The 24,751-nt window shown below is 62.6% G+C and carries 20 protein-coding genes; 10 read left to right on the forward strand and 10 right to left on the reverse strand.

What is annotated here, in order from left to right:
• The first annotated feature begins 1,056 nt into the window (after positions 1 to 1,056).
• Entirely contained in the window at positions 1,057 to 1,863 is an 807-nt protein-coding gene (locus HWX91_RS09060; protein ID WP_028194805.1) for a DUF72 domain-containing protein, read from the forward strand.
• Between the two features lie 111 nt (positions 1,864 to 1,974).
• Positions 1,975 to 3,093, forward strand: a complete 1,119-nt coding sequence (locus tag HWX91_RS09065) for a 3-deoxy-7-phosphoheptulonate synthase (RefSeq protein ID WP_028194806.1) — start codon at positions 1,975 to 1,977, stop codon at positions 3,091 to 3,093.
• A 307-nt stretch (positions 3,094 to 3,400) separates the two neighbouring features.
• On the opposite strand, the gene HWX91_RS09070 is transcribed toward HWX91_RS09065, so the two are convergent.
• Positions 3,401 to 3,679: an HU family DNA-binding protein gene (locus HWX91_RS09070; protein ID WP_006049832.1), complete on the reverse strand. Its 279-nt coding sequence runs from the start codon at positions 3,677 to 3,679 to the stop codon at positions 3,401 to 3,403.
• Between the two features lie 658 nt (positions 3,680 to 4,337).
• On the opposite strand from HWX91_RS09070, the gene HWX91_RS09075 reads away from it, so the two are divergent.
• Positions 4,338 to 6,305: a putative bifunctional diguanylate cyclase/phosphodiesterase gene (locus tag HWX91_RS09075; protein ID WP_028194807.1), complete on the forward strand. Its 1,968-nt coding sequence runs from the start codon at positions 4,338 to 4,340 to the stop codon at positions 6,303 to 6,305.
• A 76-nt stretch (positions 6,306 to 6,381) separates the two neighbouring features.
• On the opposite strand, the gene HWX91_RS09080 is transcribed toward HWX91_RS09075, so the two are convergent.
• Positions 6,382 to 7,110, reverse strand: coding sequence for a DUF899 family protein (locus HWX91_RS09080; protein WP_028194808.1), 729 nt, complete (start codon positions 7,108 to 7,110; stop codon positions 6,382 to 6,384).
• A gap of 335 nt (positions 7,111 to 7,445) precedes the next feature.
• Between HWX91_RS09080 and HWX91_RS09085 the strand changes: the two genes are divergently transcribed.
• The gene (locus HWX91_RS09085) at positions 7,446 to 8,429 is read left to right on the forward strand and encodes a LysR substrate-binding domain-containing protein (RefSeq protein WP_028194810.1); all 984 of its coding nucleotides are present in this window, start codon (positions 7,446 to 7,448) and stop codon (positions 8,427 to 8,429) included.
• Between the two features lie 132 nt (positions 8,430 to 8,561).
• Complete coding sequence (locus HWX91_RS09090; protein ID WP_028194811.1) at positions 8,562 to 9,812, forward strand: MFS transporter; 1,251 nt, start codon at positions 8,562 to 8,564, stop codon at positions 9,810 to 9,812.
• Positions 9,813 to 9,900: 88 nt separating this feature from the next.
• On the opposite strand, the gene HWX91_RS09095 is transcribed toward HWX91_RS09090, so the two are convergent.
• The gene (locus tag HWX91_RS09095; RefSeq protein ID WP_025496449.1) at positions 9,901 to 10,506 is read right to left on the reverse strand and encodes a peroxidase-related enzyme; all 606 of its coding nucleotides are present in this window, start codon (positions 10,504 to 10,506) and stop codon (positions 9,901 to 9,903) included.
• Positions 10,507 to 10,657: 151 nt separating this feature from the next.
• Here HWX91_RS09095 and HWX91_RS09100 point away from each other — a divergent pair, with 151 nt between their 5' ends.
• Both HWX91_RS09100 and HWX91_RS09105 read left to right on the forward strand, forming a co-directional pair.
• The gene (locus HWX91_RS09100) at positions 10,658 to 11,611 is read left to right on the forward strand and encodes a LysR family transcriptional regulator (protein ID WP_042274065.1); all 954 of its coding nucleotides are present in this window, start codon (positions 10,658 to 10,660) and stop codon (positions 11,609 to 11,611) included.
• A 254-nt stretch (positions 11,612 to 11,865) separates the two neighbouring features.
• Entirely contained in the window at positions 11,866 to 12,885 is a 1,020-nt protein-coding gene (locus tag HWX91_RS09105) for a VTT domain-containing protein (protein WP_028194812.1), read from the forward strand.
• An 86-nt stretch (positions 12,886 to 12,971) separates the two neighbouring features.
• Here the strand turns inward: HWX91_RS09105 and HWX91_RS09110 are convergent, their stop codons facing one another.
• The 7 genes from HWX91_RS09110 to HWX91_RS09140 all read right to left on the reverse strand — a co-directional run bounded on the left by HWX91_RS09110 (position 12,972) and on the right by HWX91_RS09140 (position 21,164).
• Positions 12,972 to 15,284 (reverse strand): TonB-dependent receptor, encoded by a 2,313-nt coding sequence (locus HWX91_RS09110; protein WP_028194813.1) that lies wholly within the window; start codon positions 15,282 to 15,284, stop codon positions 12,972 to 12,974.
• Positions 15,285 to 15,611: 327 nt separating this feature from the next.
• On the reverse strand, positions 15,612 to 16,682 hold the full coding sequence (locus HWX91_RS09115) for an ABC transporter substrate-binding protein (RefSeq protein WP_028194814.1): 1,071 nt from the start codon (positions 16,680 to 16,682) through the stop codon (positions 15,612 to 15,614).
• A 56-nt stretch (positions 16,683 to 16,738) separates the two neighbouring features.
• Positions 16,739 to 17,149: an ExbD/TolR family protein gene (locus HWX91_RS09120; RefSeq protein ID WP_028194815.1), complete on the reverse strand. Its 411-nt coding sequence runs from the start codon at positions 17,147 to 17,149 to the stop codon at positions 16,739 to 16,741.
• The gene (locus HWX91_RS09125; protein ID WP_028194816.1) at positions 17,149 to 17,856 is read right to left on the reverse strand and encodes a MotA/TolQ/ExbB proton channel family protein; all 708 of its coding nucleotides are present in this window, start codon (positions 17,854 to 17,856) and stop codon (positions 17,149 to 17,151) included. The genes HWX91_RS09120 and HWX91_RS09125 overlap by 1 nt, the downstream gene beginning before the upstream one ends.
• Before the next feature lie 108 nt (positions 17,857 to 17,964).
• Positions 17,965 to 18,807, reverse strand: a complete 843-nt coding sequence (locus HWX91_RS09130) for an energy transducer TonB (RefSeq protein WP_028194817.1) — start codon at positions 18,805 to 18,807, stop codon at positions 17,965 to 17,967.
• Positions 18,808 to 18,851: 44 nt separating this feature from the next.
• On the reverse strand, positions 18,852 to 19,937 hold the full coding sequence (locus HWX91_RS09135; protein WP_028194818.1) for an ABC transporter substrate-binding protein: 1,086 nt from the start codon (positions 19,935 to 19,937) through the stop codon (positions 18,852 to 18,854).
• A gap of 45 nt (positions 19,938 to 19,982) precedes the next feature.
• Complete coding sequence (locus HWX91_RS09140; RefSeq protein ID WP_028194819.1) at positions 19,983 to 21,164, reverse strand: LLM class flavin-dependent oxidoreductase; 1,182 nt, start codon at positions 21,162 to 21,164, stop codon at positions 19,983 to 19,985.
• 465 nt (positions 21,165 to 21,629) lie between these two features.
• Between HWX91_RS09140 and HWX91_RS09145 the strand changes: the two genes are divergently transcribed.
• Genes HWX91_RS09145 through HWX91_RS09155 form a run of 3 tightly spaced genes read left to right on the forward strand, consistent with a single transcriptional unit; the run spans position 21,630 to position 24,737 of the window.
• Positions 21,630 to 22,706 carry an ABC transporter substrate-binding protein gene (locus HWX91_RS09145; protein WP_028194820.1) on the forward strand — a complete coding sequence of 359 codons (1,077 nt, stop codon included), beginning with the start codon at positions 21,630 to 21,632 and terminating at the stop codon, positions 22,704 to 22,706.
• Between the two features lie 53 nt (positions 22,707 to 22,759).
• On the forward strand, positions 22,760 to 23,899 hold the full coding sequence (locus HWX91_RS09150; RefSeq protein WP_028194821.1) for a PhnD/SsuA/transferrin family substrate-binding protein: 1,140 nt from the start codon (positions 22,760 to 22,762) through the stop codon (positions 23,897 to 23,899).
• Positions 23,883 to 24,737, forward strand: coding sequence for an ABC transporter permease (locus tag HWX91_RS09155; RefSeq protein ID WP_081832949.1), 855 nt, complete (start codon positions 23,883 to 23,885; stop codon positions 24,735 to 24,737). The genes HWX91_RS09150 and HWX91_RS09155 overlap by 17 nt, the downstream gene beginning before the upstream one ends.
• The last annotated feature ends 14 nt before the right edge of the window (positions 24,738 to 24,751 follow it).

The following is a 24,751-nucleotide window of genomic DNA, read 5'->3' on the forward strand; positions in this document are numbered from 1 at the left end:
TTTGGCCTTTCCTTGGTTTGTTAGTGGTCTGTTTGGGTTGGTCTTTTGGCCTTTCCTTGCTTTGTTAGTGGTCTATTAGCGTTGCCCCTGTGCGGGGCGGCACCTACTTCTCTTTGCCGGCCGCAAAGAGAAGTAGGCAAGAGAAAGCGGCTCAAACCGCTAATTCTTAAGCGGGTCCCCCGCACAGTAGCGGTAGTGGTGCATCTGGAATCCGTGCCCTCGCACATTCAGCCCTAACGACAAGGCCATCATACCTCCGGCGGCGCTGCGCGCGCCGATACCCAGTTCATAACACCGCCCACCAAGTTTTTTGCTCCACCCATTTACCCCGTTCCCGGTTCGTCGTTGCATCGCTGCCACCAGATGCGTTCGCTTTCCCGCTTTCCCGCTTTCCCTTGTTCCCTTGTTCCCTTGTTCCCTTGTTCCCTTGTTCCCTTGTTCCCTTGTTCCCTTGTTCCCTTGTACCCTTGTTCCCTTGTACCCTGATTCGCCGTTGCCTCGCTGCTGCCAGCACAACGGCGGCAGCGATCGCGATTGCACCGCGAATGCGACGCACGCCATTTCATTGAAGTGGGGTTGGCCAATCAAAGCGGGAGTACCTCGCCGAGGCGAAGCCGACGGCTCCCGCTGCGCGAAGCGAAGCCGCTGGTTTCCCAGGCAGCCCCGTCCGCGACGCACGTAGTGCGGAGTGGGAGCTGATGAGCGCCTTGTCGCTAACGCGGAGTGTGCGGGGGCACGGATTCCAGATGCACCACTACCGTGGCTGCGCGGGGGACCCGCTTAAGAATTAGCGGTTTGAGCCGCTTTCTTTTGCCTACTTTTCTTTGCGGCAGGCAAAGAAAAGTAGGTGCCGCCCCGCACAGGGGCAACGCTAATAGACCACTAACAAAGCAAGGAAAGGCCAAAGCACCAAAAGACCAACAACAGAGCAGACCACGGACACACAAAAAAGCAACGCCAAAGAGTCAGATCAACAACAAACCCGCCGAGCAGGCAAAAAAACCAAAAAATACGCTAATCTACCCCTCCCAGCGAAGCTAAAAACCGAGCCCCCAAATGCCCTCACCGAAAACCGGCAAAATCCGCATCGGCATAGGCGGATGGACCTATGCCCCCTGGCGGGGCACCTTCTACCCTTCGGACCTCACCCAAACCCGCGAGCTCCAGCACGCGAGCAAAAAACTCACATCGATAGAAATCAACGGCACCTTCTACGGCCTGCAAAAACCGGCAAGCTACGAGAAGTGGTATCAGGAAACCCCGGAAGACTTCGTCTTCTCGCTAAAAGCCCCCCGCTACGCAACCAACCGAAAAATCCTGGCAGACGCCAACGAAACCATCGAACGTTTCTTCGCCAGCGGGGTGCTACTGCTAAAACAGAAGCTAGGCCCAATCAACTGGCAATTCGCCACCACCAAAAAGTTCGACCCCGAAGACTTCGAAGCCTTTCTGAAACTGCTGCCCGCCAGCATAGAAGGCCAAAAGCTGAAACACGCAATCGAAGTGCGTAACGACACCTTCAAAACCCCCGAATTCATCGCGCTAGCCAGAAAGTACAAAGTCGCCATCGTGCTGGCCGCCGACAGCGAATACCCGCAAATCGCCGACATCACCGCGCCCTTCGTCTACGCCCGCATCATGGGCACCAGCGACAAGGAAGCCAAAGGCTATTCGGCCAAAGCGCTCGACGCCTGGGCAGAACGCGCCCGCCAGCTCGCCGCAGGCACGACGCCGGTCGACCTCGAAACCTCGGCCGCGCCGCCCGCGAAAACCACCGCTCGCGACGTCTACCTCTATGTCATCAGCGGCTTCAAGGAACGCAACCCGGCCGCCGCCATGGCGTTGATCAAACGCCTCGAATAACGGTCATCCAGTCGGCACGCGCGAGTGTCATAATCCCGGCAACCAGGCAACGCACCGCCCCCACGCCTTCAGGCCGCAAGGCCGCTTCACATACAAGTCCGGGAGAATATTTTGAGCGCCATCGACAATCCTTTGCACGATCAGGAAGTCGGCTCGGCCGACGCCACCCAGGACACCACGCGCATCGACGACGTTCGTATCGGCGCGGTACGTCCGCTGATTTCCCCCGCCCTGCTGCAGGACGAATTGCCCGTGCCGCCTTCGGTGCAGACGCTCGTCGAGAAAACCCGCGCGGAAATCGCCGATATTCTGCACGGCCGTGACGACCGGCTCGTGATGATCGTCGGCCCGTGTTCGATTCACGACCACGACCAGGCGATCGAATATGCCCGCAAGCTCAAAGCCGCGGCGCAAACCTACAGGGACGATCTGCTGATCGTCATGCGGGTCTACTTCGAAAAACCGCGCACAACGGTAGGCTGGAAAGGCTATATCAACGACCCGCGTCTCGATGGCAGCTTCCGCATCAACGAAGGCCTGCGTCTCGCGCGGCAACTGCTGCTCGACATCAGCGGTCTCGGTTTGCCTACGGCCACCGAATTTCTCGATCTGCTCAGCCCGCAATACATCGCGGATCTGATCGCGTGGGGCGCCATCGGTGCGCGTACCACGGAGAGCCAGAGTCACCGGCAGCTTGCCTCGGGGCTGAGCTGCCCGATCGGCTTCAAGAACGGCACCGACGGCGGCGTGCAGATCGCCGCGGACGCGATCGTCGCGGCACGCGCGAGCCATGCGTTCATGGGTATGACCAAGATGGGGATGGCGGCGATCTTCGAAACGCGTGGCAATGACGACGCACACGTTATCCTGCGCGGTGGCAAGCAAGGGCCGAATTACGACAGCGCATCCGTGGAAGCCACCTGCGCGGCACTCAGGTCAGCCGGGCTGCGCGAGCAGGTCATGATCGACTGTTCGCATGCGAACTCGGGCAAGTCGCATTTGCGTCAACTGGAGGTAGTACAGGATCTGGCGCAGCAACTGTCACAGCGCGAGCGCCGCATTATCGGCGTCATGCTCGAAAGTCATCTGGAAGAAGGCCGTCAGGATCTGAAAACCGGTGTGCCGCTGCGTCACGGCGTATCGATTACGGACGCCTGCGTGAGCTGGGCGCAAACCGAGCCGGTGCTCGCAACGCTGGCAGAAGCAACCCGAAAACGGCGCGCGGGCTGAACTCGCCAATGTGGCCTGCACGATCTCGCCCAACCGGTAACCGGAACTAACGGCGAGGAGGCGAGCGTGCATGACGCAAAACCAGAAGCAAGCAACGACGGCATGAACGTCAGCGCGCAACTCATGCCCGCTCCACGTCCAGGCAACATCCAGGCAACGTCCAGGCAACCAGCGCCACACGCGCCGCACTAACCACCGTTTAAACACGCTCACGGGGTCAGGCAGCGCGTGATTCCTCACACCCGATGCATCGGACGCCGCGCGTTACAACAACGCGCGTGGATGCTCCGGCGCGAGGCGCGTTGCATTACGACGCGTTGACGGCTTCCTTGAATGCCTTGCCGGCGGTGAACTTCACCGTCTTGGCTGCGGCGATCTGGATTTCGGCACCGGTCGACGGATTGCGACCCACGCGTGCTGCGCGCGCGCCGGTCGAGAAAGAACCGAAACCGACCAGTTGCACCGTATCGCCACCCACCACGGCTTTGGTCACCGCTTCGACGATAGCGTCGATGGTTTGGCCGGTGGCCGCTTTGCTTTCGCCCGTCGCTGCGGCGACTGCATCAATCAGTTCCTGTTTGTTCATAGCACTTCCCGTATGGTAATCATGGAACCGGCGCCACATCTGTTGCGCCGGGACCGACACACTAACGCATAGGCGCATATTCGCGCAAACGTTGGATGTAAGCCTTGTATCGCCCGCCCAGCGGCAATTTGACGTTTTTTTGCGCCAAAGTCCTATAAGAATCGCGCGCTTACGCATTTCTCCCGCTTTACAGCGCCTCAGGCCGTATCACAATCCGTTGCAATTTCAGTGCTTTAGGGTCGGCAAAGTGATCGCCGCCATGCTTTTTTACTATGTTATGGTGGATCGTAGAGATTCGACATTCAGCACCATGCGCGCTCAGTAATAAAAAAATCCGGGAAGATTAAAACAATGAAAATTCTCCATATTGCAACATGCGCAACGCTCGTCGCATGGTCCCGCGCCACCGCTCCGTCCTGTGATATCGCCCGCGCCGGGCAGGCCGGCACGACGAATCCGCCCATTCCCGGCGCCGAAAACCAACGGCTCGTGCGTAGATTGATGCAGCACAAATGACTCAACCCTGCGCGGCCCTCCGGGCGTATTTACCGCCCAATCCTGGCGCGCGCTTTTTTCCCGTGAAAACGCCCTCAAGGTTTGGCGCTACGCCGCCGATATACAAAGCTGCGTGTGCGGCGCAAACGTTACAAGGACGGGAATGGTTCGATTAACCAGATTGAGGGAGGCGCTGTCGGTCGCGAGAAGCGACCCTGAACTCGTACGCGCGCAACTCCAGGCATTCAGCCGCCAGGTTCCGCTGCTCTATTTCATTCTGCTCGTGAACACGCTGGCGGTCGCCGTTACGCATCTGGCGTCGGCACCCGCATGGTTGTCGATCTATTGTCCTGGGGCGCTTTGCGCACTGTGCATCATCCGTTGCGTGCGCTGGTGGCGTGTCCGGCACCGGACGCTGACGCACGCGCAGGCCGTGCTCGAACTGCGCAAGCTGATCTGGCTCTCGGGTATCTTCGGCGTCGCCTTCAGCAGTTGGTCACTGCTACTGTTTTCCTACGGCTCGCCCTATGAGCAGGCACACGTCGCGTTCTACATGGCGACGACGGTGATCGGCTGCGTGTTCTGCCTGAACCATCTGCGAGCGGCCGCGTTGCTTCCGCTTTCAATCGTCATCCTAAGCTTTTCGACGTTTCTCGTTGCCACGGGTTCGTCTGTCTTCATCGCGATGGCGGTCGACATGATGCTGGTCGGCGTCGCACTCGCCTTCATCATCGAACTCTATTACCGGAATTTTGTCGGTGTGGTGCACGCGCAGCACGAATTGCAGGTGAGCCAGCAGAACACGCAAAGACTCAGCGACGACAATTTCCGGCTCGCGAGCATCGACAGCCTGACCGACCTGCCCAACCGGCGCAGCTTCTTCGCGTCGCTGCGCGCGCTATCGGAACAGGCGCTTGGCATCGGCGGCGGTTTCAATGTCGGACTGATCGATCTCGACGGCTTCAAACAGGTCAACGACATCTACGGACATGCAAGCGGCGATCTCGTGCTGCAGGAAGTCGGCGTACGCCTGCTGGCGCTGGCCGAGCCCGGCATCTTCTTCGCGCGCCTGGGCGGTGACGAATTCGGCGTGCTGGCTCAGCACAAACTGGCGAACGAGACACTCGTCGAGTTGGGCGAGCGTATCTGCGAAGCGCTCAGCCAGCCGTATCGGGTGGCCGGCAATGTTGCCGAACTGACAGGAACGATCGGTTGGGCCGCGTTTCCTGAAGCGGGCACGACAGTGCAGCAGGTTTTCGAGCGCGCCGACGCGGCCTTGTACGTCGGCAAGGAAGGCCGTCGCGGGACGCCGGTGATCTTCTCGACCGAACACGAAACACGGATCCGGCGCTCGAGTCTCGTCGCCCAGGAACTCCGCCATGCGAACCTGGAATCCGAACTGTTCCTTGAGTTTCAGCCGATTTACGACGCGCACTCGCAACGCACGATCGGCATGGAGGCGCTCGGGCGATGGCACAACGAGCGGCTGGGCGCGGTCAAGCCGGAGGAATTCATTCGGATTGCCGAGCGTACCGATCTGATTCTGCGCGTCACCGAAGTACTGCTGCGCAAGGCACTCGATGAAGTATCGCGCTGGCCGTCCGATCTCTATCTGTCGTTCAATCTCTCCGCGATCGATATTTCGACTTCGCCGCGCGCCCGCCGTCTGGTCGATATCGTGCTGGCCAGCGGCGTGCCCGCGCACCATGTCAACTTCGAGATCACGGAAACCGCGGTCACGCGCGATTTCGAGCAGGCCCACAGTTCGCTCACGATGATCAAGCAAGCCGGCTGCCGCGTCTCGCTCGACGATTTCGGCACCGGTTATTCAAGCCTCAGCTACGTGCATCGCCTGCCTTTCGATACGATCAAGATCGACCGCAGCTTCATGACCGATGTGGATTCCAATAGCGCATCGAAGAAGATCGTCAAGTCCGTGCTCGACCTGTGCAGAAACCTCGGACTCGAATGCATCGTCGAAGGACTCGAAACCTCATCGCAAGCGGACGTCGTCAAGGCGCTGGGCGCTCGCGCCATGCAGGGCTATCTGTTCGGCAGGCCGATGCGGGCGAGCGCGGTGCCGACCTACCTGGAGGCGGCGCGCGCGCAGAGTCACGTTCTTGCGACGTGAACAACGCTCGCCTACACCTGCTTTGCGAGAATCAGCGCGATGCGCGTCAGATGCCCCACGCATGCCCCACGCGCGACTAGCGCGGCACGGTGTCGTATTCCAGCTTCGGATACCAGTCGCTGCCACGGCCGCCGGGCGTCATGTCGAGCACCGTCCAGATCGGCATCACGTCGGGGGCGCCGCGCGGATCCTGACCGGGGTCCGCGGTCCACGGCCCCATCTCCGCGCCCCAGAAGTGCCGCACCGTGCCGCCTGAACGCGTGAACACGTTGAAGGCGGGAACATCGCCGCCTTCCGGATCTTCATCGGCGTAGTCGAGGTTAAAAGTATTGCCGTTCGACGAATACAGCCGCAGATGCCGCCAGCCGCGCTCTTTCTTGAATGCCACCAGCTTGTCGATCGGCGAGCGCCCGATCACGGCAAAAGCCACGCGTTGCAGGATATCGGGCATTTCGCCGTCGTAAGCACTCAGCAGCGAGGTGCACATCGGACAGGGCCGCACGCGCTGCGGGCCGTACATCCAGTTGTAGGTGACGAGCGTGTCGTGCGTGCCGAACATCTCCGCCAGCGTGACCATGCCCGCTTCGCCCTCGAAGCGATAATCCTGCGGCACGACCCCGCCGGGCGGCAGCGCGCGGCGCTGTGCGGCCACGCGTTCGATGTGGCGGCGCAACTCGATTTCCTCGGCCAGCAGATCGTTGCGGGCACGGCGATATTCCGCGCTCTCGCCCGGAAACCGGCGCGGCGAATCGGCCAGCAGGCGGGCCGGTTTCAGCGTTGATGCGGATGGGTCTACATTGCTCATCAGCCACCTCCTCTCACGTAAAAAAGGACAAAGGGCACGATTGCGGCGTACGGCAAGCGCGCATTTTTTTGCCCTCATAGAGCGACGACGAACGGCGTGCCGGCAAATCGACAATGTCGATGAAATTTTTCTGCGCGCCGTCCGCCGTGTCCGCGACCGCATCCGGGCGCCGCCGTTCGGCAAACGGACAAGACCGTGGCAAGCCGTAGCCGCCCCTCGGCTGACAATCGAAACCCTATTGCAAGGTATCCTTTCGCGAATCAACCCGCGCGCACCGACGCGCTCTTGCACCGTCACCGTTACCATTACGGCGCCCGCCGCCTTGGGGATGCACCATGCCGCTTCGTCTGCCACCTCTGCCCGCGCTTCGCTTCTTCGAGGCGGCCGGCAGGCATCAGAGTTTCAAGCTCGCCGCCGCCGAGTTGAACGTCACGCCTAGCGCGATCAGTCACGGCATCGTTGGCCTCGAGCAGTCGCTCGGTGTGGAACTGTTCGCGCGCGAGCCGCGTGGCATTTCGCTTACGGCAGCGGGCGCCGATTATCTGTCGTACGTATCCGAAGCGTTTTCGCTGATCGCAATCGGCACGCAGCGCCTGCCGAACCACCGCGCGAATCGCCCGATCGCGCTAAGTTGCGCGCCCACGCTAGCCTCGCGCTGGCTGCTGCCGCGGCTCGGCGCGTTTCGCTCGCGCTGGCCGGACGCGAACATCACCGTCGACACATCGCATCGTCAGGTCGGTTTTCCCGTCGACGGCTTCGATTTCGCCATTCGCCTGAGCCGTGCCCCGGTCGCGGGAACCGCCTGGACCCGTCTGTTCGGCGAACGCCTCGTGCCGGTGTGCAGTCCCGCCTATCTGGACAATCTGCGCAACGGGCACGGGCATCTCGATCTGCGCCGCGCGACACTTATTCACGTGAACTCGGCCAGCGAGGACTGGCAGGCGTGGCTCGATGGTGTCGCCGTCGAGGGCGACCCCGTCGATGGCGCCCCCGTCGATGGCGCCCCCGTCGACCTCAGCGACGGGTTGCGCGTCGACACGATCCAGCTCGCGTTCGAAGCCGCGAGCATGGGTCTCGGCGTCGCACTCGGCAGACGTCCGCTGATGGACCGCGATCTGGCGAGCGGCGCACTGGTCGAGGCCTGTCCACAAACCATCGCCTCAGCCAACGCTTATTGGCTCGTGAGCGCGCAAGACGCGGATAGCGCGGCGCATCGCCCGGAATTGCTCGACTTCAAACAGTGGCTGCTCGGCGAGGCAGCGCAATTCGCCAATCCGTCCGGTAGCGAAGTCACTGAACCGCCTCACCCCTATCGCTGAAGCGCTAAGTCTCCGAATCTCTGACCGCGACGTCACCCCGAACAGGTGAGCCACACTCACCTGTCGTCAAAATCATTTCCTTTGCCGCGTCTGACGCTCGCTGCGACCATGGTGTCGAAGGAGATCAGAACCATGTCCACCGCCAATAGCAAACGCTTCGCCTTCCCGCTGAGCCACACGACGCTCGTGATCATCGCCGGCGCGCTGATTCTGAGCGCCGCAATGGGTATCCGGCAGACCTTCGGCCTCTTCATCGGGCCATTTTCGTTCGATCGCGGCCTACCCGTCACGCTGATCGCTTTCGCCATCGCGCTGCACAATCTGGTGTGGGGTTTCGCGCAACCGTTCGCGGGCGCCGCCGCCGACCGCTACGGCTCGGCGCCGGTAGTCGCGTTCGGTGCGACGACGTTCGCCGCCGGCCTGGGTATCGCGGCAGTCGCGCCGTCCGGCCCAATGCTGATCGTCGGCATGGGCCTGCTGGTCGGGATCGGTGTCAGTTGCACGACGTTCGGCGTGGTGTTGCCGGCGGTCGGCCGCGTCGCCTCGCCCGAAAAACGCAGCATGGCGATGGGTCTTGTCAGCGCGGGCGGCTCGGCAGGCCAGGTGTTGATGATTCCGCTCACGCAGAGCATCCGCCTCAGTGCCGGTATCGCCACCTCGCTGTTCGCGCTGGCTTTTCTGATGCTGCTCGTCGCACCGCTCGGCATGGCGCTCGATCGGCGCCAGCGTGTCGGCACGTTCGTTCAGGAGCCACCCGCCGCACCGCTTCGCAAGGTGCTCGGCCAGGCCATGCGGCATCGCGGCTACCTGCTTCTCACACTCGGCTTCTTCACCTGTGGATTTCAACTCGCGTTCATCGCCACCCATCTGCCTGAATATCTGACGCTCTGTCATATGCCGATCGGACTGGGCGCCACGGCGCTGGCACTGATCGGCCTGTTCAACATGGCGGGCAGTTGGGGATGCGGCTGGCTCGGCGGCCGCTTCCGGCAGCACCATGTGCTCGGCTGGCTCTACCTGATTCGAAGCGTGACGATCGGCGCGTTCTTCCTGCTGCCGAAAACCTCCGCGTCGGTCGTCATCTTTGCGGCCGTGATGGGGCTCACCTGGCTCGGAACCGTGCCGCTTACGAGCGGGCTCGTGGCAAAAGTTTTCGGCACGCGGCACCTCGGCAGCCTCTTTGGGGTCTGCTTTCTGAGCCACCAGATCGGCTCGTTTCTCGGCGCGTGGCTAGGTGGCCTGGTGTTCGATCTGACCGGCTCCTATTCGCTGCTGTGGGAAGCCACGATGGTCGCCGGACTCATCGCCGCGATGCTGCATTTCCCGATCGACGACAGGACGGTCGGTACGCCGGCCATCAGGGCCGAGCCGGCGGGCGTATAGGCGAGCGCGTGGACGTAGGGGCAAGCGTGCGTGAACACGCAGCCGCACGCCGCCTGTCAGCCGCGGACCCGCGGCAAGCGCTCCGAGGCTATTTGCGGGGCGCATCCGCCGCTGCTTTCGGCACGCGCCCCATCAGATAGAACTCGTCGTTCGGGCGCATGGAAATGACGTTGGCCATCCGGTTCGACAAACCGAAGAATGCCGTGATGGCCGCGATATCCCACACGTCTTCATCGGAAAAACCATGCTCCCGCAAGATCTGAAAATCGGCATCGCCGACCGCGCCGGAGTCACGGCAAACCTTCAGGGCAAAGTCGAGCATCGCCGCCTGGCGCGCCGTGATATCCGCCTTGCGATGATTGACGGCCACCTGATCCGCCAGTAGCGGCGCCTTTTCGTAAATGCGCAGAATCGCGCCGTGCGCGACCACGCAGTACAGGCACTGATTCACGGCGCTCGTGGCGACCACGATCATCTCGCGCTCACCTTTGCTTAAGCCGCCCTCTTTCAGCATCAACGCGTCGTGGTACGCAAAAAACGCGCGGAATTCGTCTGGCCGGTGCGCCAACGTCAAAAACACGTTTGGAACAAAACCCGCTTTCTCCTGCACTTCAAGGATGCGCGCCCGGATATCGTCCGGCCATTCGCCCGGTTCGGGCACGGGGTAGCGGCTGATCGGCTGAAGCGTTGCCATGCGGTGTCTCCGTTGTCTCTGTCTATGCGGCGATTGTAGCAACCGGGCCGCGAAACACAGTTGCGCGACGCGCATTCCCATAACCCGCCTTCCAGACGTCCATGTATTCCTGTATTTTCGCTGGATTAATTCTCGAAGACCGAGAGGATCCATGGATCGTCTGGAGGCAATTTCAATTCTGGTGGCCGCGGTGGAGACCGGCAGTTTTTCGGCCGCGAGCCGCAAACTGGGGACGCCGCTGCCCACCGTCAGCCGCAAGGTGGCGGAACTGGAGGCGCATCTGAACGTGCGGCTGCTGGTGCGTTCCACCCGCAAGCTGACCTTGACCGACGCGGGCGAGGCCTACCTCGCCGCCTGCAAGCAGATCCTCGAACAGGTGAGCGAAGCTGAAAGCGCGGCCGCGGGCGAGTACAGCACGCCGCGTGGCGAGCTCGTCGTCACGGCGCCGATGGTGTTCGGACGCCTGCACCTGCTGCCCATCATCAACGACTTCCTCGCGACCTTCCCGCAGATCGCCGTGCGTCTGGTTCTGGCTGACCGCACGCTGCATCTGCTCGACGAACATATCGACGTTGCCCTGCGCATCGGCAAACTGCCGGACAGCAGCATGGTCGCGACCCAGGTCGGCACGGTCTGCCGGGTGGTGTGCGCGAGCCCACGTTACCTCGCGCAAGCCGGCGTACCGGAAAGCCCCGCCGATCTCGCCCGCTTTGCCTGCATCAATGTCGACTCGCTGCCGTCCGGGCCGATCTGGACCTTCGCGCCGCGCGGCGCGAAACAGCAGGCCGTGCCGGTCCATCCACGGCTGTCCGTCAATAATGCTGAGGCCGCCATCGATGCGGCTGTCGCCGGTGTGGGCCTCACCCACGTGCTTTCATACCAGGCCGCGCGGGCCGTCGAAGAAGGCAAGCTGCAACTGGTGCTGCGGGAATTTGAACCCGAACCGATACCGGTGAGCCTGATGCACGCGGGACAAGGGCCATTGCCGCTGAAAACCCGAAGTTTTATCGATTTCGCAACGCCGCGTTTGCGCGCCGCGCTAAGGAGCGACAGGGACCGGTTGCTCGGCGGCGGGGCGGCACATGTGGCCGCCCCGCCCCCTTGAATTTCCGCGGGTGTTCAGCCCGCTTCGCAGCGTCTTTTCACAAACCTGTGCTTAAATCCACAAGGTGCGCGGCTGCATGCGCGGCGGCCGGTTGAACGTGCTGCCTCATCCCGTTTCCCGCCGTCCGGCAGGAAGTAGCAATGCGTGACGTATTCGCAGCGCACGCCGACTGAGCAGGAACCGAGCGGAAACCTGAGCAGGGACTCGGCGCCGACTGTTTCAAATCCTTCCAGGGTATCAAGAGGAGCGTGGTTGTGTGGCATTTTCCGGTTGCGATTCCACCCTCGCTGGGCGTATGGGCCGTCTTCATGAGCGTGCTCGTCACGCAACTGGGCCTGCCGATTCCAGCGGCGCCGATGCTGATCCTCGGCGGAACCATGGCCGCAATGGGACAGACCACTTACGCCAGCGTCGTGGGCGCCGCTGTCGGCGCAACCCTGATCGCGGACACGCTATGGTTCTTCACCGGGCGGACGTACGGCCGGCGCCTGCTGAATCAACTGGTGCGCTTCTCGCTCTCGCTCGACACCACCGTGCGTGTCGCCCGCAACACTTATGAACGGTACGGCGCGCCGATTCTCACCGTCGCGAAGTTCCTGCCCGGCCTCGGCCTGGTCTCGGCGCCGCTGCTCGGCACCACACCCATCAATGTCGGTGTATTTCTGCTGTGGGATTTTATCGGCGCGGCGTTGTGGGCCAGCGTGTGGGTGATCGGCGGCGCGGCACTGCACGATCAGATCGTGCAACTCGTGCTGCTCGTGCGCCACAACGGCGGCACGATTTTCGACGCATTCGCGGCGATCTTCGTTGCCGCACTCCTCTATCGCTGCGTACGCCGCTGGCAATTTCGACGCTGGCTCGCGCACGTGCGCATCTCGCCTGATCAACTCGACGAGTTGATGAAATCCAATGAGCCACCACTGATCCTCGACGCGCGGCCACGCAGCATACGCGCGAAAGAATCGCACCGGATCGCGGGTGCGCAGTTGCTCGACCTCGACTCGCCGGAGCCGCTGGATCCCGAGTTACTGAAGCGGCCGATTGTCGTTTATTGCGTCTGCCCTAACGAAGCAACGGCCAAGCGGATCGTCAATCAGCTGCACCGGAAGAACATCCACCACGTCCGCGCGCTCAAGGGCGGTCTCGACGCATGGGAAAAGCGCGGCTATCCGGTCGAGCCACTGCCGCCCGACTTCGAGACGGCGATGGCTCATATGGCGGAAGACACGGGTGAAGAAGGCGAGTACACCGTGAGGGCGAGATTGGCGAAGTGACACCCGCACGACTGCGCGCCACGAAAGTTGTGGCGTGACAGTCCGCCGTTCAGCCGGACTGCTACGCCACGCCGTACGGTTCCCGGTCAGATCCTGGCGGTAAACGTCAAGCCAAAGACACGCGGGTCGCCATACAGCACCGGATACGCGCCATAAGACGGCAACAACTCCAGTTTTTTATAGACCTTGTTAGTCAGGTTCGTCACGTAGCCGGTCAGGATATATTTCTGATTCGACGACACATAGGACACGTGCGCATTCATCACGGTATAGCCCGACTGCCACAACTGCGGAATAGTCTGACGCGTCGCGCTGAAGTACTCGGTGCTGCGATAGTTGATATCGCCCCCTACTGCAATCGAGCCGACCGGCAACGGCACACGGTACTCGCCGCCGACGTCGATCGTCGTGTGCGGCGAACGTGCGAACGAATTGCCCACTGCGGTTGGCACATTGGCAAACTCGGTGAAGCGCGTATTCAGCAGCCCGAGGTTAGCGAACAGGTAGAGGCTGTTAGTCGGCTGCGCCTTCAATTCCAGCTCAAACCCATCGGCGCGCCCCTGCCCGGCGTTCGACAAGGTAGACACCGGCGCGCCGCCCAATGGATTCGGCGCCAGTGCAAACACCTGAATGTCGCGATAGTCGTAGTGGAAGACGCTGGCGTTCACGGTCAGGCGCTTGTCGAACCATTCGCTTTTGATGCCCGCCTCATAGTCGGTCAGGTACTCGGGCGTGACTGTCGAAACCGTGCTTTGCGTATAGGCGCTGCCGTTGTAGCCACCTGAGCGGAAGCCGCGCGCATAACGGATATAGGCCCGCACGTTGTTGCTGATCGCGTATTCGGGCGTCAAATCCCAGGTCGGCGCGCGCCACGTGTTGGTCTGGTTCTGCCGCGCGCTGACGGCAAGTGGCGACGTGATCGACGACGGGTCCCACCAGTTGTTCACATCGCTGAACGAAACGGGGCCGCTATTCTGCAAGCCGGTCAGATTGATCGTTTTGCGTTCGATCGTATAGCGCAGGCCGCCAGTCAGGTTGAAGCGATCGGTGAAACGATACTTCACGCTGCCGAACACGGCGGCGCTTTGCGTATGCTGGGTCAGTTCAGTCAGGTGGTAATACGTTGCAGACGGACCACCTGGCGCATCCGGCAAGCCGCCGCCCGCCCCCTCCTCGCTCAGTTCCTCGGTGAAGAAATGCGCGCCGGCGATCCAGCTCAGGCGATCGTTCTGCGGCGACTCGAGACGGAACTCCTGTGAGAACTGATGCGATGCGAGCGTATCGTGCGAACGCGCGGCGTCGTAAGGTGAATAGTCTTCATCGTCCTGATACCAGCGGTTCAGGCCTTCCAGCGCGGTAATCGAGGTGAGCGTCAACGCGCTGTTGATATGCCAATGCGCGGTCAGCGAGCCGCCATACGAGGCAATATGATCGCTCGACGGCGCATTGAGTGAAACCGTTTGCGGGTCGCTCGACCCGACGAAACCGAACTGGTTGGCACCGTTCGCGCCGGCCCCTTGTGCGTGCCATGGGTCGCCGCCGCCCGTGTAATTGCGGCCATGGATATTCAGCAGGAAGTCGGAATTCGAAGTCGGTACCGCCAGTAACTGGAAGCGCACCGCGTTATCGTGGAAGCCGCCGAACCGGCCGCCCGACACGGTGTTGGTGTAGAAGCTATCGCCGTTCTCGTGATAGACCGAAAGGCGTGCCGCCAGCACGTCGTTGCTGCCGATCGGACCGCCGATCGCGGCTTCGGCGAGGCGGCTGTTGTACTGACCGATACCGACCTTGCCGTAGCCATCCACGTCGAAGGTCGGCTTCTTCGACGTCAGACTGACTGCGCCGCCAATCGTGTTCTTGCCCCACAGGGTGCCTTGCGGACCGCGCAACACCTCGATATGGTCGAGGTCGAAGAGCGGAAAGCCTTGGCCAAACACGCTGTTGATATAAACGTCGTCGAAATAGACACCGATCGGGCTCAACGACAGATCCGACGGATCGTTGCTGCCGACGCCGCGCAGGAACCAACGCGGCCTTTCACGCCCTTCGGTGGACTGCGCCGTGAAGTTCGGCACGTACCTGGTGATGTCGTTAACCACCCGTAGTTCATTATTCTTGATGCTGTCGCCGCTCAATGCGGTCACCGCAACCGGCACCTCCTGAAGGCTTTCCTTGCGTCGGCGCGCGGTCACCGTGACAGTTCCCAGATTGGTATCGGCCACGGCCTTGTTCGCGTTCTTCGCTTTCGGCTTCCCCTGTACCGCTGGTCCGGCTGCGTCAGCAGAAGCGCCGCCTGCCGCACCGGTTGACGCGTTATCAACGGCCCATGCAGGCGATATCAGCACGCCACCGGCAAGCACTCCCCCGAGCGCGACGACGAGTGTTTTTCTCTTGAACATTGACTTCGCTATCCTTATTCAATCGTTGTTTGATTTCGCCCGCAACGGGGCTCCCATCTTCGTGCGCGAGCGATGCACCACGCATGGCGTTCTCTAATGCAAGTCGGATGCCAGGCGAAGAGGTCCGTCACGCAAGGCTTGTGTGAATGAAGCGAGGGGGTATTGCTGCTGGTGCACCCGTGAGATGGTGTTGAGGTGTTGCATACGCAGCACCTCGACGCGAACGGCTACGGATTAGCGATGGGAAAAGATGATTCTGAATCAGTCCATCAGGATTCCGAATCTGTTCTGGCGCAAGAGCGACAGCACACTTCGCAACTCATGCTGCTAACGCGGCGCCGCGTAACGATGCGATTGGGCGAGCGCGCGCGGATCGATCCACGCGTGGATATCGAAGTCAGCCGGCAGAAAACCCCATTCCACGAGGAAACGCTTGAAATCGTCGAGCGCGGCGATCGACGTATCGTCAAGATCGGTACGTAGGCGTTGATGTACGTCGTCGCCATAAGCAAGTCGCAGCCAGTCGTCTCCGGAGCCGGTTTCCCGGCCCAGATAGCCGAGTACTTCCTGCTTATGCCCGCGCGCCCAGCCGTCCACGTCGATCACCCGTGCCAGAAAGCGGCTAACGATCTCCGGATGGTTGTCGAGTGTGGCCGCATTGACGGTCAACGGCCGAGGCGAGCCGTTGTTGATGCGAACCTTCGGCTCCGGATGAAAGCCGATGTCGATCACGATGCGTGCGCCAATCAGATAGGCACTCTCCAGACCGAGCGAACCCTTCACATAGATGGCGTCGACTTCGCCCCGCACCAGCGCCGCGATTTCCGCGGAATAGAGACGGCGGCTGCTGACGCTGCCCGGATTGCTGAACGAAGCCGTGGGCAACGCGCCGCCATCCACAGGCTCGCGCACGTTGACAGCCGCCACGTCGATCAGCTCGACGTCGCGCGCGGACAAGCCTTCGAGTTCCAACACGCTGACGAAACCGCGCAACGCCGCCGCGCGAAAAATATCGATCCTCTCGCCCGCACGCCTGGGCAAACCGACGCGGCGCCCACGCAGGTCCTTCGCCGTGCGAATGCCCGATTCGGGTAACGCGACGATCGCCTGCGCTTCGTCCACCCACGTTAGCGCGATCACCCGGGTATCCGCCCCGCCCGAGCGCGCCCACAGCGCTGGAATGCTGCCACCCTGGCGAAACGAATTGTCCAATGTGTGATCGACGTGCGAGGCGCGCAGCGCCGCGTGCTGCGTTTCCTGCAACGAGCGTACGGTAATGCCGTCGCGCGCGAATTCATCGTCGAGCCAGCCGAGATGCGCGGCGATGCCAAGTGGCGTCGGCACCGGACAGCGCGTGTACCAGATCGACTGGATGTTGTCTAAAACCGAAGTGCTCATGAAGTGTTCCGGTGAGGAATCGCGAGATCGCGAGGTTGAGAAGCCGACGCGATTGATTAGCCGTTGTTGGCCGTCAATACCGATAGCCTGCTGATGCCGGCGTGCTCGATCGCCGCCATCAGCTTCGCTACGGTGCCGTAGGGCACGCCTTCATCGGCCTGCAGATTGAGTGCGACGTCCGGGTTGTTCGCCTTGAGCGCCGACAGTTCGGCGCCAATCAGGTGTAGATCGGTGGCCCGCTTGTCGAGGTACACCACGCCCTTTGCGTCCACACTGACGGTCACCGCCGGTTTCTGGTCGGCGGCTGCGGTGGCGACCGTTCTGGGCAGATTCACGTGCACTGCATTGTTCAGCAGCGGTGCGGTCACGATGAACGCGACCAGCAGCACGAGCATCACGTCGACGAGCGGTGTGATGTTGATTTCGCTCAGCACGTCGTCGTTATCGGAAGAGGATGAGAAAGCCATTATGCGAATGCCTCGTTGACGGTTTTCAGACTCGGCTGCGCACGGGCGGCCGCGCCCTGCACGCGGAATCCGGCCTTCTGCGCGAGCGTAACGAAATCGGTGGCAAAGCCGTCGAGATCGGCGCAGGCCGCTTTCACCCGGCGTACGAAGAAGTTATACGCAAGCACGGCCGGCACTGCGACCGCGATGCCGATGCCGGTTGCCACCAGCGCCTCGCCGATTGGGCCCGCCACCACGTCGATACTGGCCGACGCGCTGTGTGTGATCGCCGTCAGCGCGTGAATAATGCCGAACACGGTGCCGAACAGGCCGACAAACGGCGCGGTGCTGCCGATCGATGCGAGCACGGCGAGACCTGCTTCGAGACGGCGGCGTTCATTCTGGATCTGCTGGCGCAGGTGACGCTCCAGCAGATCGTGGCGGCTCCAGCTGTGTTCGAGGTCCTGACCATTGCCTTCGTCGGCGCGCTGCAAGGTCTCGAAGCCGGTCGCGGCCACGCGGCCCACCGGGCTCAACCCGGGCTCCACCGCGGCGGCCGCGTGGAAACTGCTGGCCGCCCAGAATTGCCGGGCAAAGCGCCGGCTCTGCACGCTCGCGCGCACGCTTTGCAGAGCCTTGACGACAATGAGGGTCCACGTCACCACCGAGAAAATCCCCAGCAGCCAGAGGGCGCCCTGCACGATAAAAGTCGTTGAAATGCCATTCATGATGATCGATTCCTTGTAGTTCAAAATCCGGGGCGAAACTCCGTTCAAGATCCGGATCCGGTGTTGAAGAGTCAGCACGCGCTTCGGCCGCCATGCGGATAGCGCAGGTCAACCCAGCTTGAAGTCGATCGGTACGTTGACCCAGCCGTCGATCGCTTCGTCCCCCCGTTTGGCCGGCACGAAAATCCAGTGCCGGACCGCGGCCAATGCAGCGTCGTCGAGCATCCTGCGGCCGCTGCTGGTCTTGATATCGACCGAGTCAGGTTTGCCGTTCGCCAGCACATGCACGCGCAGCAGCACATGTCCTTCCCATCCCTGGTCCTGCGCGATCGGCGGATAGTCGGGTGCCGGGTTGTGCAGATACGCGGCGTTGCCGATCGGCGCGGTTTCGGCCAGCGCCGCGGGTGGTGCCGCCGGCACGGGCGCAGATGGCGCCGGAACATGCACGACGGCTGTGTCGGCCGGGGCCGGTGCCGGCGCGGCTGCCACCAGTGGCGCGAGTGGCGCGGGCGAAGGCTTCGGCGCGGCTCGCGTCAGCGGGCGTGGCGGCGGCGCCTGCTGTTTGAGCGGCTGCGGCACGGGCGGCGGCGCCTGCTTCGCCTGTGGCAAGGGCACCGGTGGCCGCGTCAGCTCGACCGTCATCGGCAGCGGCCTGGGCGGCACGACAGGCGCGGGCGGTGCATCGTGTCCATGTCGTGCCACAAGCAGGAATCCTGCGTGCAACGCGAGGATCAGCAGCGCGGCGGCGCCGGTCTCGCCCCATGTCCTGTGTGTCGCGCGGGTCTCAAGTTCAACCTCACGTTCAACCTCATGCTGCACCGCAGGCACGCGCTGCTGCTGCTGCGGCTGCGTGGCCGCGGGCGCATTGAACCGCTGCACCGCCGAGCCGCGCCAGCGCGCCGCATGACGGCGCGCAGGCGTACCCGAACCCTCCATGGTGAGAAACGTCACGGTCTACTCCTTACTGGTTTGCGTGCCGCGCAAGAGCGCTCCAACTAAGCGACCCAGGCACGGCGATACTTCGATATGTCGGTGTACGGTTGCGGCTCGACCCAGGCGCGCGCATCGAAGTCGTGTTCGAGAAAGCCCCACTCGAACAGGAAGTCCTTGAACGCCACCAGACCGTCGATCGAGGTCTGCGAGAGATTGGTTTCCAGATGCCGGTGCACTTCGCTGCCATACGCGTAGCGCACCCACTCGTCGGATGAACGGGTCTCACGGCCGATGTAGGCAACGGTCTCGGCCGGATGTTTCGTCGCCCAGTCGCCGGCCGCCACCACGACGGACACGAACCGGCTGACGAGATCGGGGCGCGCGTCGATGAGCGCCTGATCCACTGTCAACGTGCGCGGCGTGCCGTTGCCGATACGCACCAGCGGATCGGGATGCGCGCCCAGGTCGATCACCACGTGCCCGTCGATCAGATGCACGGTTTCGAGTCCGGCCACGCCCTTCACGAAAATCGCATCGACATCGCCGCGCACCAGCGCAGCAACCTCGAGCCCGTACTCATGCGGCCGGCGAAACGACGATGCACTGCCTCGCGCGTCCTCCAGGCGGCCGATAGCGATCCGCGCTTCGGCCTCGGCGCGCGTCGGCTCGGGTAGATCGACCCATTGCGCGTCGCCGTGTCCGAGACCTTCGAGCTCAAGCGCGGTTAGAAAGCCCTTGAGCGCCGCAGCGCGCCAGAAGTCGATACTGATCGCATGCTGGGGCAGACCGAGACGCCGTCCGCGCAGATCGCGCGCGTGGCGGATGCCACTGCGAGGCAGCGTGACGATCGCCTGGAATTCATTGGTCCAGGAAAGGCCGACGACGCGCGTCGCTGCGCCTCGTGAACGTGCCCACAGCGCCGGGATGTTGCCGCCCTGACGAAACGACGAGGGCAAGCTGTGATCGAAATGCGACTCGCGTTTGGCGGGCTCGCGGGTCTCCTGCAGCGAATTCAGGGTGATGCCGTCCGGTCCGAACTCCTCGTCGAACCAGCCACGGTGAACCGCAATGCCGAGCGCGGTCGGCACGGGACAGCGGGTGTACCACAGTGCAGTGGACGTCGCGGCTTGCGCAACGGTTGTACTCATCGTTGAATTCCTTGGTTGTTGTCTGTGGACCTGAGCGCCACCGGCTTACGCCAGCGCGACCCGCAATGCCGAGGCCGTTCTGCGCGCATCGATCGCTCCCGCCACCAGCGGTAGAACCTCCTCGCCCACGCGGTACGCTTCTTCCAGATGTGGATTGCTCGCCAGAATGAAGGTCGATACGCCAATGTCCACGTACTCGGCCAGCCGCTCGGCGACCTGCTCGTGGCTGCCCACGATCACGCAGCCGGGACCGCCGCGGATCTTCGACATACCGGCCCACAGGTTCGGCCCGACAATCAGATTGTCGAAATGCTGGGTATTGCCCTGGTGCAGCGCGAACTGCCGCTTTGCCCCAACCGACTCCGAATCGCCCACGCCTGATGCGCGCCGCGTGCCACCCAGTTGCGTCGATGCGCTGACGGTGGCGAACATCTGCCGCAACTCGGCCCACGCCTGCTCTTCCGTCTCTCGCGCGAGAATGTCGATGCGCATGCCGAAGCGCAGATCGCGCTCCGCGTTTTGCGCATCGAGCGCCTGGCGGGCGCGGTCGATCACCTCTTTCTGTTTGGCCAGCGGCTCGCCCCAACTCAGATGCACGTCGCCGTGTTTGGCGGCCACCGCCATCGCGGCGTCGCTGGCGCCGGCCAGATAGATGCGCGGCACGGGCTGACTGGAGAGCGGCGCGACCAGGCCGCCTGCTTCGACCTGATAGAAGCGGCCCTTGTGCGTGTAGGGCTCTCCGGCGGAGTAGCCCTTCACCACGTCGAGAAATTCATCGGTGCGGGCGTAACGGCTGTCGTGATCGATAAAGTCGCCGTACGCGCGCTGATCGGCTCCGCCGCCGCCCGTCACGATGTTCCACTCCACCCGGCTGCGGCTGATCCGCTGCAGACTGGCGGCCATTTGCGCGGCATACGCCGGATGCATGAACCATGGCTGCATCGCGATCAGCAAACGCAGGTTGCGGGTTTCACGCGCCAGCGCGGCGGCCACCACCCACGGCTCCTCCGTAAAGCGGAAGATCGGAATCAACGCGCCATGAAAGCCGACCAGGTCCGCTGCGCGCGCCACCTGGGACAGGTAGTCGATGTAGCCGAACTCGTCGCTATCCGTTTTCGGCGCGACCCGCGAGGCCGTCTGGTTATTCCATTCACCACGGGTATGCCGGTCGTGCGCGCGTCTGCCGTCGCCATGCATCGGCAAGCGCCACAGAAATTCGACAGCCATTGATCTGTTCTCCTTGGTTTAAGCGTCAGGTCGGACTCGCACTGACACGAGCCGCAACCGGTTCGGCACCTCTCTAAGCACGGCCTATGCCAATTGCAATGACCCGGTCTCCGAGCGGCATGCGAATGCGCGACGGCCACACGCGTTGCGGCCTCATCGGCCCGCATCAACACGCATCGATCCCTGCTCTGACGGAGCGCGCACCAGGTGCTGCATCAGCACCCCACGTGTTGCCAGCGCAACACCGCTTCGCGCAACTGCTGCTGCAGCAACACTCGCCCACGCGGTCGCCACTCGATCCGCGCAGCCTGCCCCGGCGTGCGCAGCCGAGCCGCATGCCTGCCAAGGCCTGCCACAGCGACCGCGCGTGCCTGGCCTGGAATTTGCATTTATCCGTCCGCGCCGCCGCTACCGCTTTCGCGCGCCGGCCAGTGCGCAAGACGAACCTCGATATGGAAAACACACATGACAGACAGGCCCGATTCGTCATCGGACAAACAGCATCCCTTCTGGTACGCACGTTCACCGGTACCGACGCCGCTCGGCATCGCCGTGCATCTCGGCTGGCTCAACGGCGAATCGTCGGCCGACGGCGTCGCGATCCGCTCATTGCGCGACTCGGCCGGACACGACGCGTCGTCGATCAGCGACCACACGCTGGCGATGTCGTTTCGTCAGGGCGGCAGCATCCCGGCGATGTGGGCGCGCTCGCATCGAGCGGATACGCGCGTGATCGGTTTATCGTGGGTCGATGAATCGCAGTTGATCCTGACGCTGCCGGGCTCCGGCATTCAGTCGGTGAAGCAGCTACGCGGCCGGCGCCTCGCGATTCCGCGCCGCCCGACTGATCGCATCGACATTTTTCGCGCATCCGCATTGCGTGGCTTCCTCAATGCACTGAGCCTGGAGGGCATGACAACGCGCGATGTCGAGTTGATCGATGTTGAAGCCCGCACGCTGCAGGCTGTCGGAGACGATCCCGCTACGGAGCTCTTTACCTTGCCGCTCGGCCTTTCGAGCCGCGCGTTGTATGCCGCCGAAGCGAGCGCCCTGCTGCGCGGCGCGGTGGATGCGATCTACGTGAAGGGCTCGGTTGGCCTGGAGGTTGCGCAACTGATCGGTGCGCAAGCGGTAATCGATATCGGGTTTCATCCAGAACCGCATATCCGCAATAACAACGGCACGCCGCGTCCGCTCACGGTGAACGCGGAAGTGCTCGCCAATCATCCGGATATCGTCGCCGGTTTTCTGAAGCTCGTGGTCGCCGCGGGCGACTGGGCGCGCACGCATCCTGACGAAACCGCGCAGTACGTATCGCACGAAACCGCATCGGCGGTCGAGTGGGTTCACGCGGCCTATGGCGGCAACCTGCATCACCATCTCGGCGTGAACCTCGAAGCCGAATCGGTCGCGGCGCTCGACGACTTCAAGAAGTTCCTGTTCGAGTGGGGTTTCCTCGAAGCCGACTTCGAGATCGCCGACTGGATCGATCCGCGCCCGATGGCCGATGCGCTGCATTCGCCACTTAAGCGCCGGGCATGAATGAATGCACCGCCCGCTTCCACACATTACGTTCAAGGTCTGATCCGCACATCATGAAACGCTCATTTGCTCTCTCTCCGTTGTTGAGGCCTGCGTTAAGGCGTGCGTTAAGGCGCGCGTTCGTCGCATGGTCGATGACGCTGCCGCTCACCGCTGCCGCGCTGCTGGGCCCCTGCCTCGCACGCGCCAAGGACGCGCCGAAAGTCGTGCGAATCGCCGTGGTCGCCTATTCGAGCGGCGGCAAAACGCAGTACGCGGGTGCGTCCGCTTTAATCGACGCCGACAAGTCGCTGGAAAAAGCGCTTGCCGCACGCCATATCCAGTTGCAATGGGTGCCGGTCTCGACCGCCGCCGTGGGCACGCTGGTCAACGAGGCCTTCACGAATCACAGCATCGACTTCGCCGGCTACGGTGACCTGCCCTCGGTCGTGGTCAACGCGTCCGGCACGCATACGAAACTGATTGTGCCGGGCGGCGTGGGCAGCAACACCTATCTGGTGGTGCCGGCCAATTCGACGGCGAAGTCGATCGTCGATCTGAAAGGCAAGCGGATTGCGCTCAATCGCGGCCGCCCGTGGGAAGTCACGTTCGGCAAACTGCTGGCGGCCAACGGGCTGAAACTGTCCGACTTCAAGATCTACAACCTCGATCCGCAAGCGGGCGCCGCCGCCGTCAGCGCAGGCCGGGTGGACGGATTCTTTACGCTCTCGGACGCTTATCCGCTAGTGGACAAGCAGGTCGGCAAGATCATCTGGTCGACCAAGGAAGCTCCCGACGCATGGAAGATGCGCGCGGAACTCTGGGCCTCCGACGATTTCGTGCGTCAGTACCCCGACGTCACGCAACTGGTCGCAACCGCTTATGTACGAGCGGCTTACTGGATCTCGCAAGCGCAGAATCGCGATGCGTTCATCAAGATTCTCAGTGCTTCGGGTCAACCTGAAAACGTGGTGCGGCGCGAGTACGACGACGAAAAACAGCCGTGGAAAGAACAATGGGCGCCGCTTTTCACACCGTCGCTCAGCGCGCATTACCGCGATGTGTCGGCCTACAGCCAGCAGGCCAGACTCACGTCCGGCGGCGTGGACGTCAATAGCCTGCTCGCGCCACAGTTCGTGAACAACGCGTTGAAGGAACTCAAGCTGGAGCACTACTGGGATGCGAGCGCTACGACGAATGTCGCAAACCGCTGATACGGTGGTGGATGCCACGGCATCCAACCCACCCATACCATCCACGCCATCCGCAGCGTTCGCCCAGGCGCGTGCCTTGACGCGCCGCGTTTCGTGGTTGCTGTGGTGGGTTTCGCCGGCACTGCTGTTTCTGCTCTGGTGGTACGCAAGCGCGCGGCACTGGTTCGCGCCGCAACTCCTCGTCCCGCCGCACAAGGTCTACGACACCTTCCGTACGCTTGCTGCCCGCGGCGACCTGCAGGACAACCTGCTGATCACGTTGCGTCGTCTGGCAACCGGTTTCGCGTGGGGCTGCCTGTCCGGCATCGTGTGCGGCACCCTGCTCGCCGTGAACCGTACCTTCTCCGACTACGTACGCCCGCTCTTCGACATCCTGCGGCAGGTGCCGACGCTCACCCTGATCCCGATCCTGATTCTGCTCATCGGCATCGACGAGCCGTTAAAGGTAGTCGTGGTCGCCAAGGCCGTATTCTTTCCCGTCGCGCTAGCCACCTACGGCGGGGTGCAAGGCGTACCGCGCGATCTGATCGAAATGGCGCGTCACTATGGGTTGGGTCGCGCCAGGTTGTTGCGCGACGTGCTATTGCCTTCGGCCATTCCGTCGCTACTCACCGGCATTCGCATTGCGATTGCGCGTTCATGGCTCGCGCTGGTCGCGGTCGAGTTGCTGAGCGCCGACAGCGGCATTGGCGAAATGATGGAAATGGCGCGGCAGATGCTGCGTATCGACATCGTGATGGTCGACGTAATCGCCATCGGCCTGATCGGCTTCACCCTCGATCAGAGCATCGCCCTCGTGCAGCGCCGCGTGTTGCGTTGGCAAACGCCTAACCGTTGAACTCTTCTTCCGAT

Origin of the sequence: Paraburkholderia fungorum (assembly GCF_902833645.1) — a bacterium.
Taxonomy (GTDB): Bacteria; Pseudomonadota; Gammaproteobacteria; order Burkholderiales; family Burkholderiaceae; genus Paraburkholderia; species Paraburkholderia fungorum.

What these genes read in the sequence shown, in the direction of transcription:
- HWX91_RS09060 (WP_028194805.1), top strand. Translation starts at nt 1,057, where the DNA reads ATGCCCTCACCGAAAACCGGCAAAATCCGCATCGGCATAGGCGGATGG.
- HWX91_RS09070 (WP_006049832.1), bottom strand. Translation starts at nt 3,679, where the DNA reads ATGAACAAACAGGAACTGATTGATGCAGTCGCCGCAGCGACGGGCGAA.
- HWX91_RS09075 (WP_028194807.1), top strand. Translation starts at nt 4,338, where the DNA reads ATGGTTCGATTAACCAGATTGAGGGAGGCGCTGTCGGTCGCGAGAAGC.
- HWX91_RS09080 (WP_028194808.1), bottom strand. Translation starts at nt 7,110, where the DNA reads ATGAGCAATGTAGACCCATCCGCATCAACGCTGAAACCGGCCCGCCTG.
- HWX91_RS09085 (WP_028194810.1), top strand. Translation starts at nt 7,446, where the DNA reads ATGCCGCTTCGTCTGCCACCTCTGCCCGCGCTTCGCTTCTTCGAGGCG.
- HWX91_RS09090 (WP_028194811.1), top strand. Translation starts at nt 8,562, where the DNA reads ATGTCCACCGCCAATAGCAAACGCTTCGCCTTCCCGCTGAGCCACACG.
- HWX91_RS09095 (WP_025496449.1), bottom strand. Translation starts at nt 10,506, where the DNA reads ATGGCAACGCTTCAGCCGATCAGCCGCTACCCCGTGCCCGAACCGGGC.
- HWX91_RS09100 (WP_042274065.1), top strand. Translation starts at nt 10,658, where the DNA reads ATGGATCGTCTGGAGGCAATTTCAATTCTGGTGGCCGCGGTGGAGACC.
- HWX91_RS09110 (WP_028194813.1), bottom strand. Translation starts at nt 15,284, where the DNA reads ATGTTCAAGAGAAAAACACTCGTCGTCGCGCTCGGGGGAGTGCTTGCC.
- HWX91_RS09115 (WP_028194814.1), bottom strand. Translation starts at nt 16,682, where the DNA reads ATGAGCACTTCGGTTTTAGACAACATCCAGTCGATCTGGTACACGCGC.
- HWX91_RS09120 (WP_028194815.1), bottom strand. Translation starts at nt 17,149, where the DNA reads ATGGCTTTCTCATCCTCTTCCGATAACGACGACGTGCTGAGCGAAATC.
- HWX91_RS09125 (WP_028194816.1), bottom strand. Translation starts at nt 17,856, where the DNA reads ATGAATGGCATTTCAACGACTTTTATCGTGCAGGGCGCCCTCTGGCTG.
- HWX91_RS09135 (WP_028194818.1), bottom strand. Translation starts at nt 19,937, where the DNA reads ATGAGTACAACCGTTGCGCAAGCCGCGACGTCCACTGCACTGTGGTAC.
- HWX91_RS09140 (WP_028194819.1), bottom strand. Translation starts at nt 21,164, where the DNA reads ATGGCTGTCGAATTTCTGTGGCGCTTGCCGATGCATGGCGACGGCAGA.
- HWX91_RS09145 (WP_028194820.1), top strand. Translation starts at nt 21,630, where the DNA reads ATGACAGACAGGCCCGATTCGTCATCGGACAAACAGCATCCCTTCTGG.
- HWX91_RS09150 (WP_028194821.1), top strand. Translation starts at nt 22,760, where the DNA reads ATGAAACGCTCATTTGCTCTCTCTCCGTTGTTGAGGCCTGCGTTAAGG.
- HWX91_RS09155 (WP_081832949.1), top strand. Translation starts at nt 23,883, where the DNA reads ATGTCGCAAACCGCTGATACGGTGGTGGATGCCACGGCATCCAACCCA.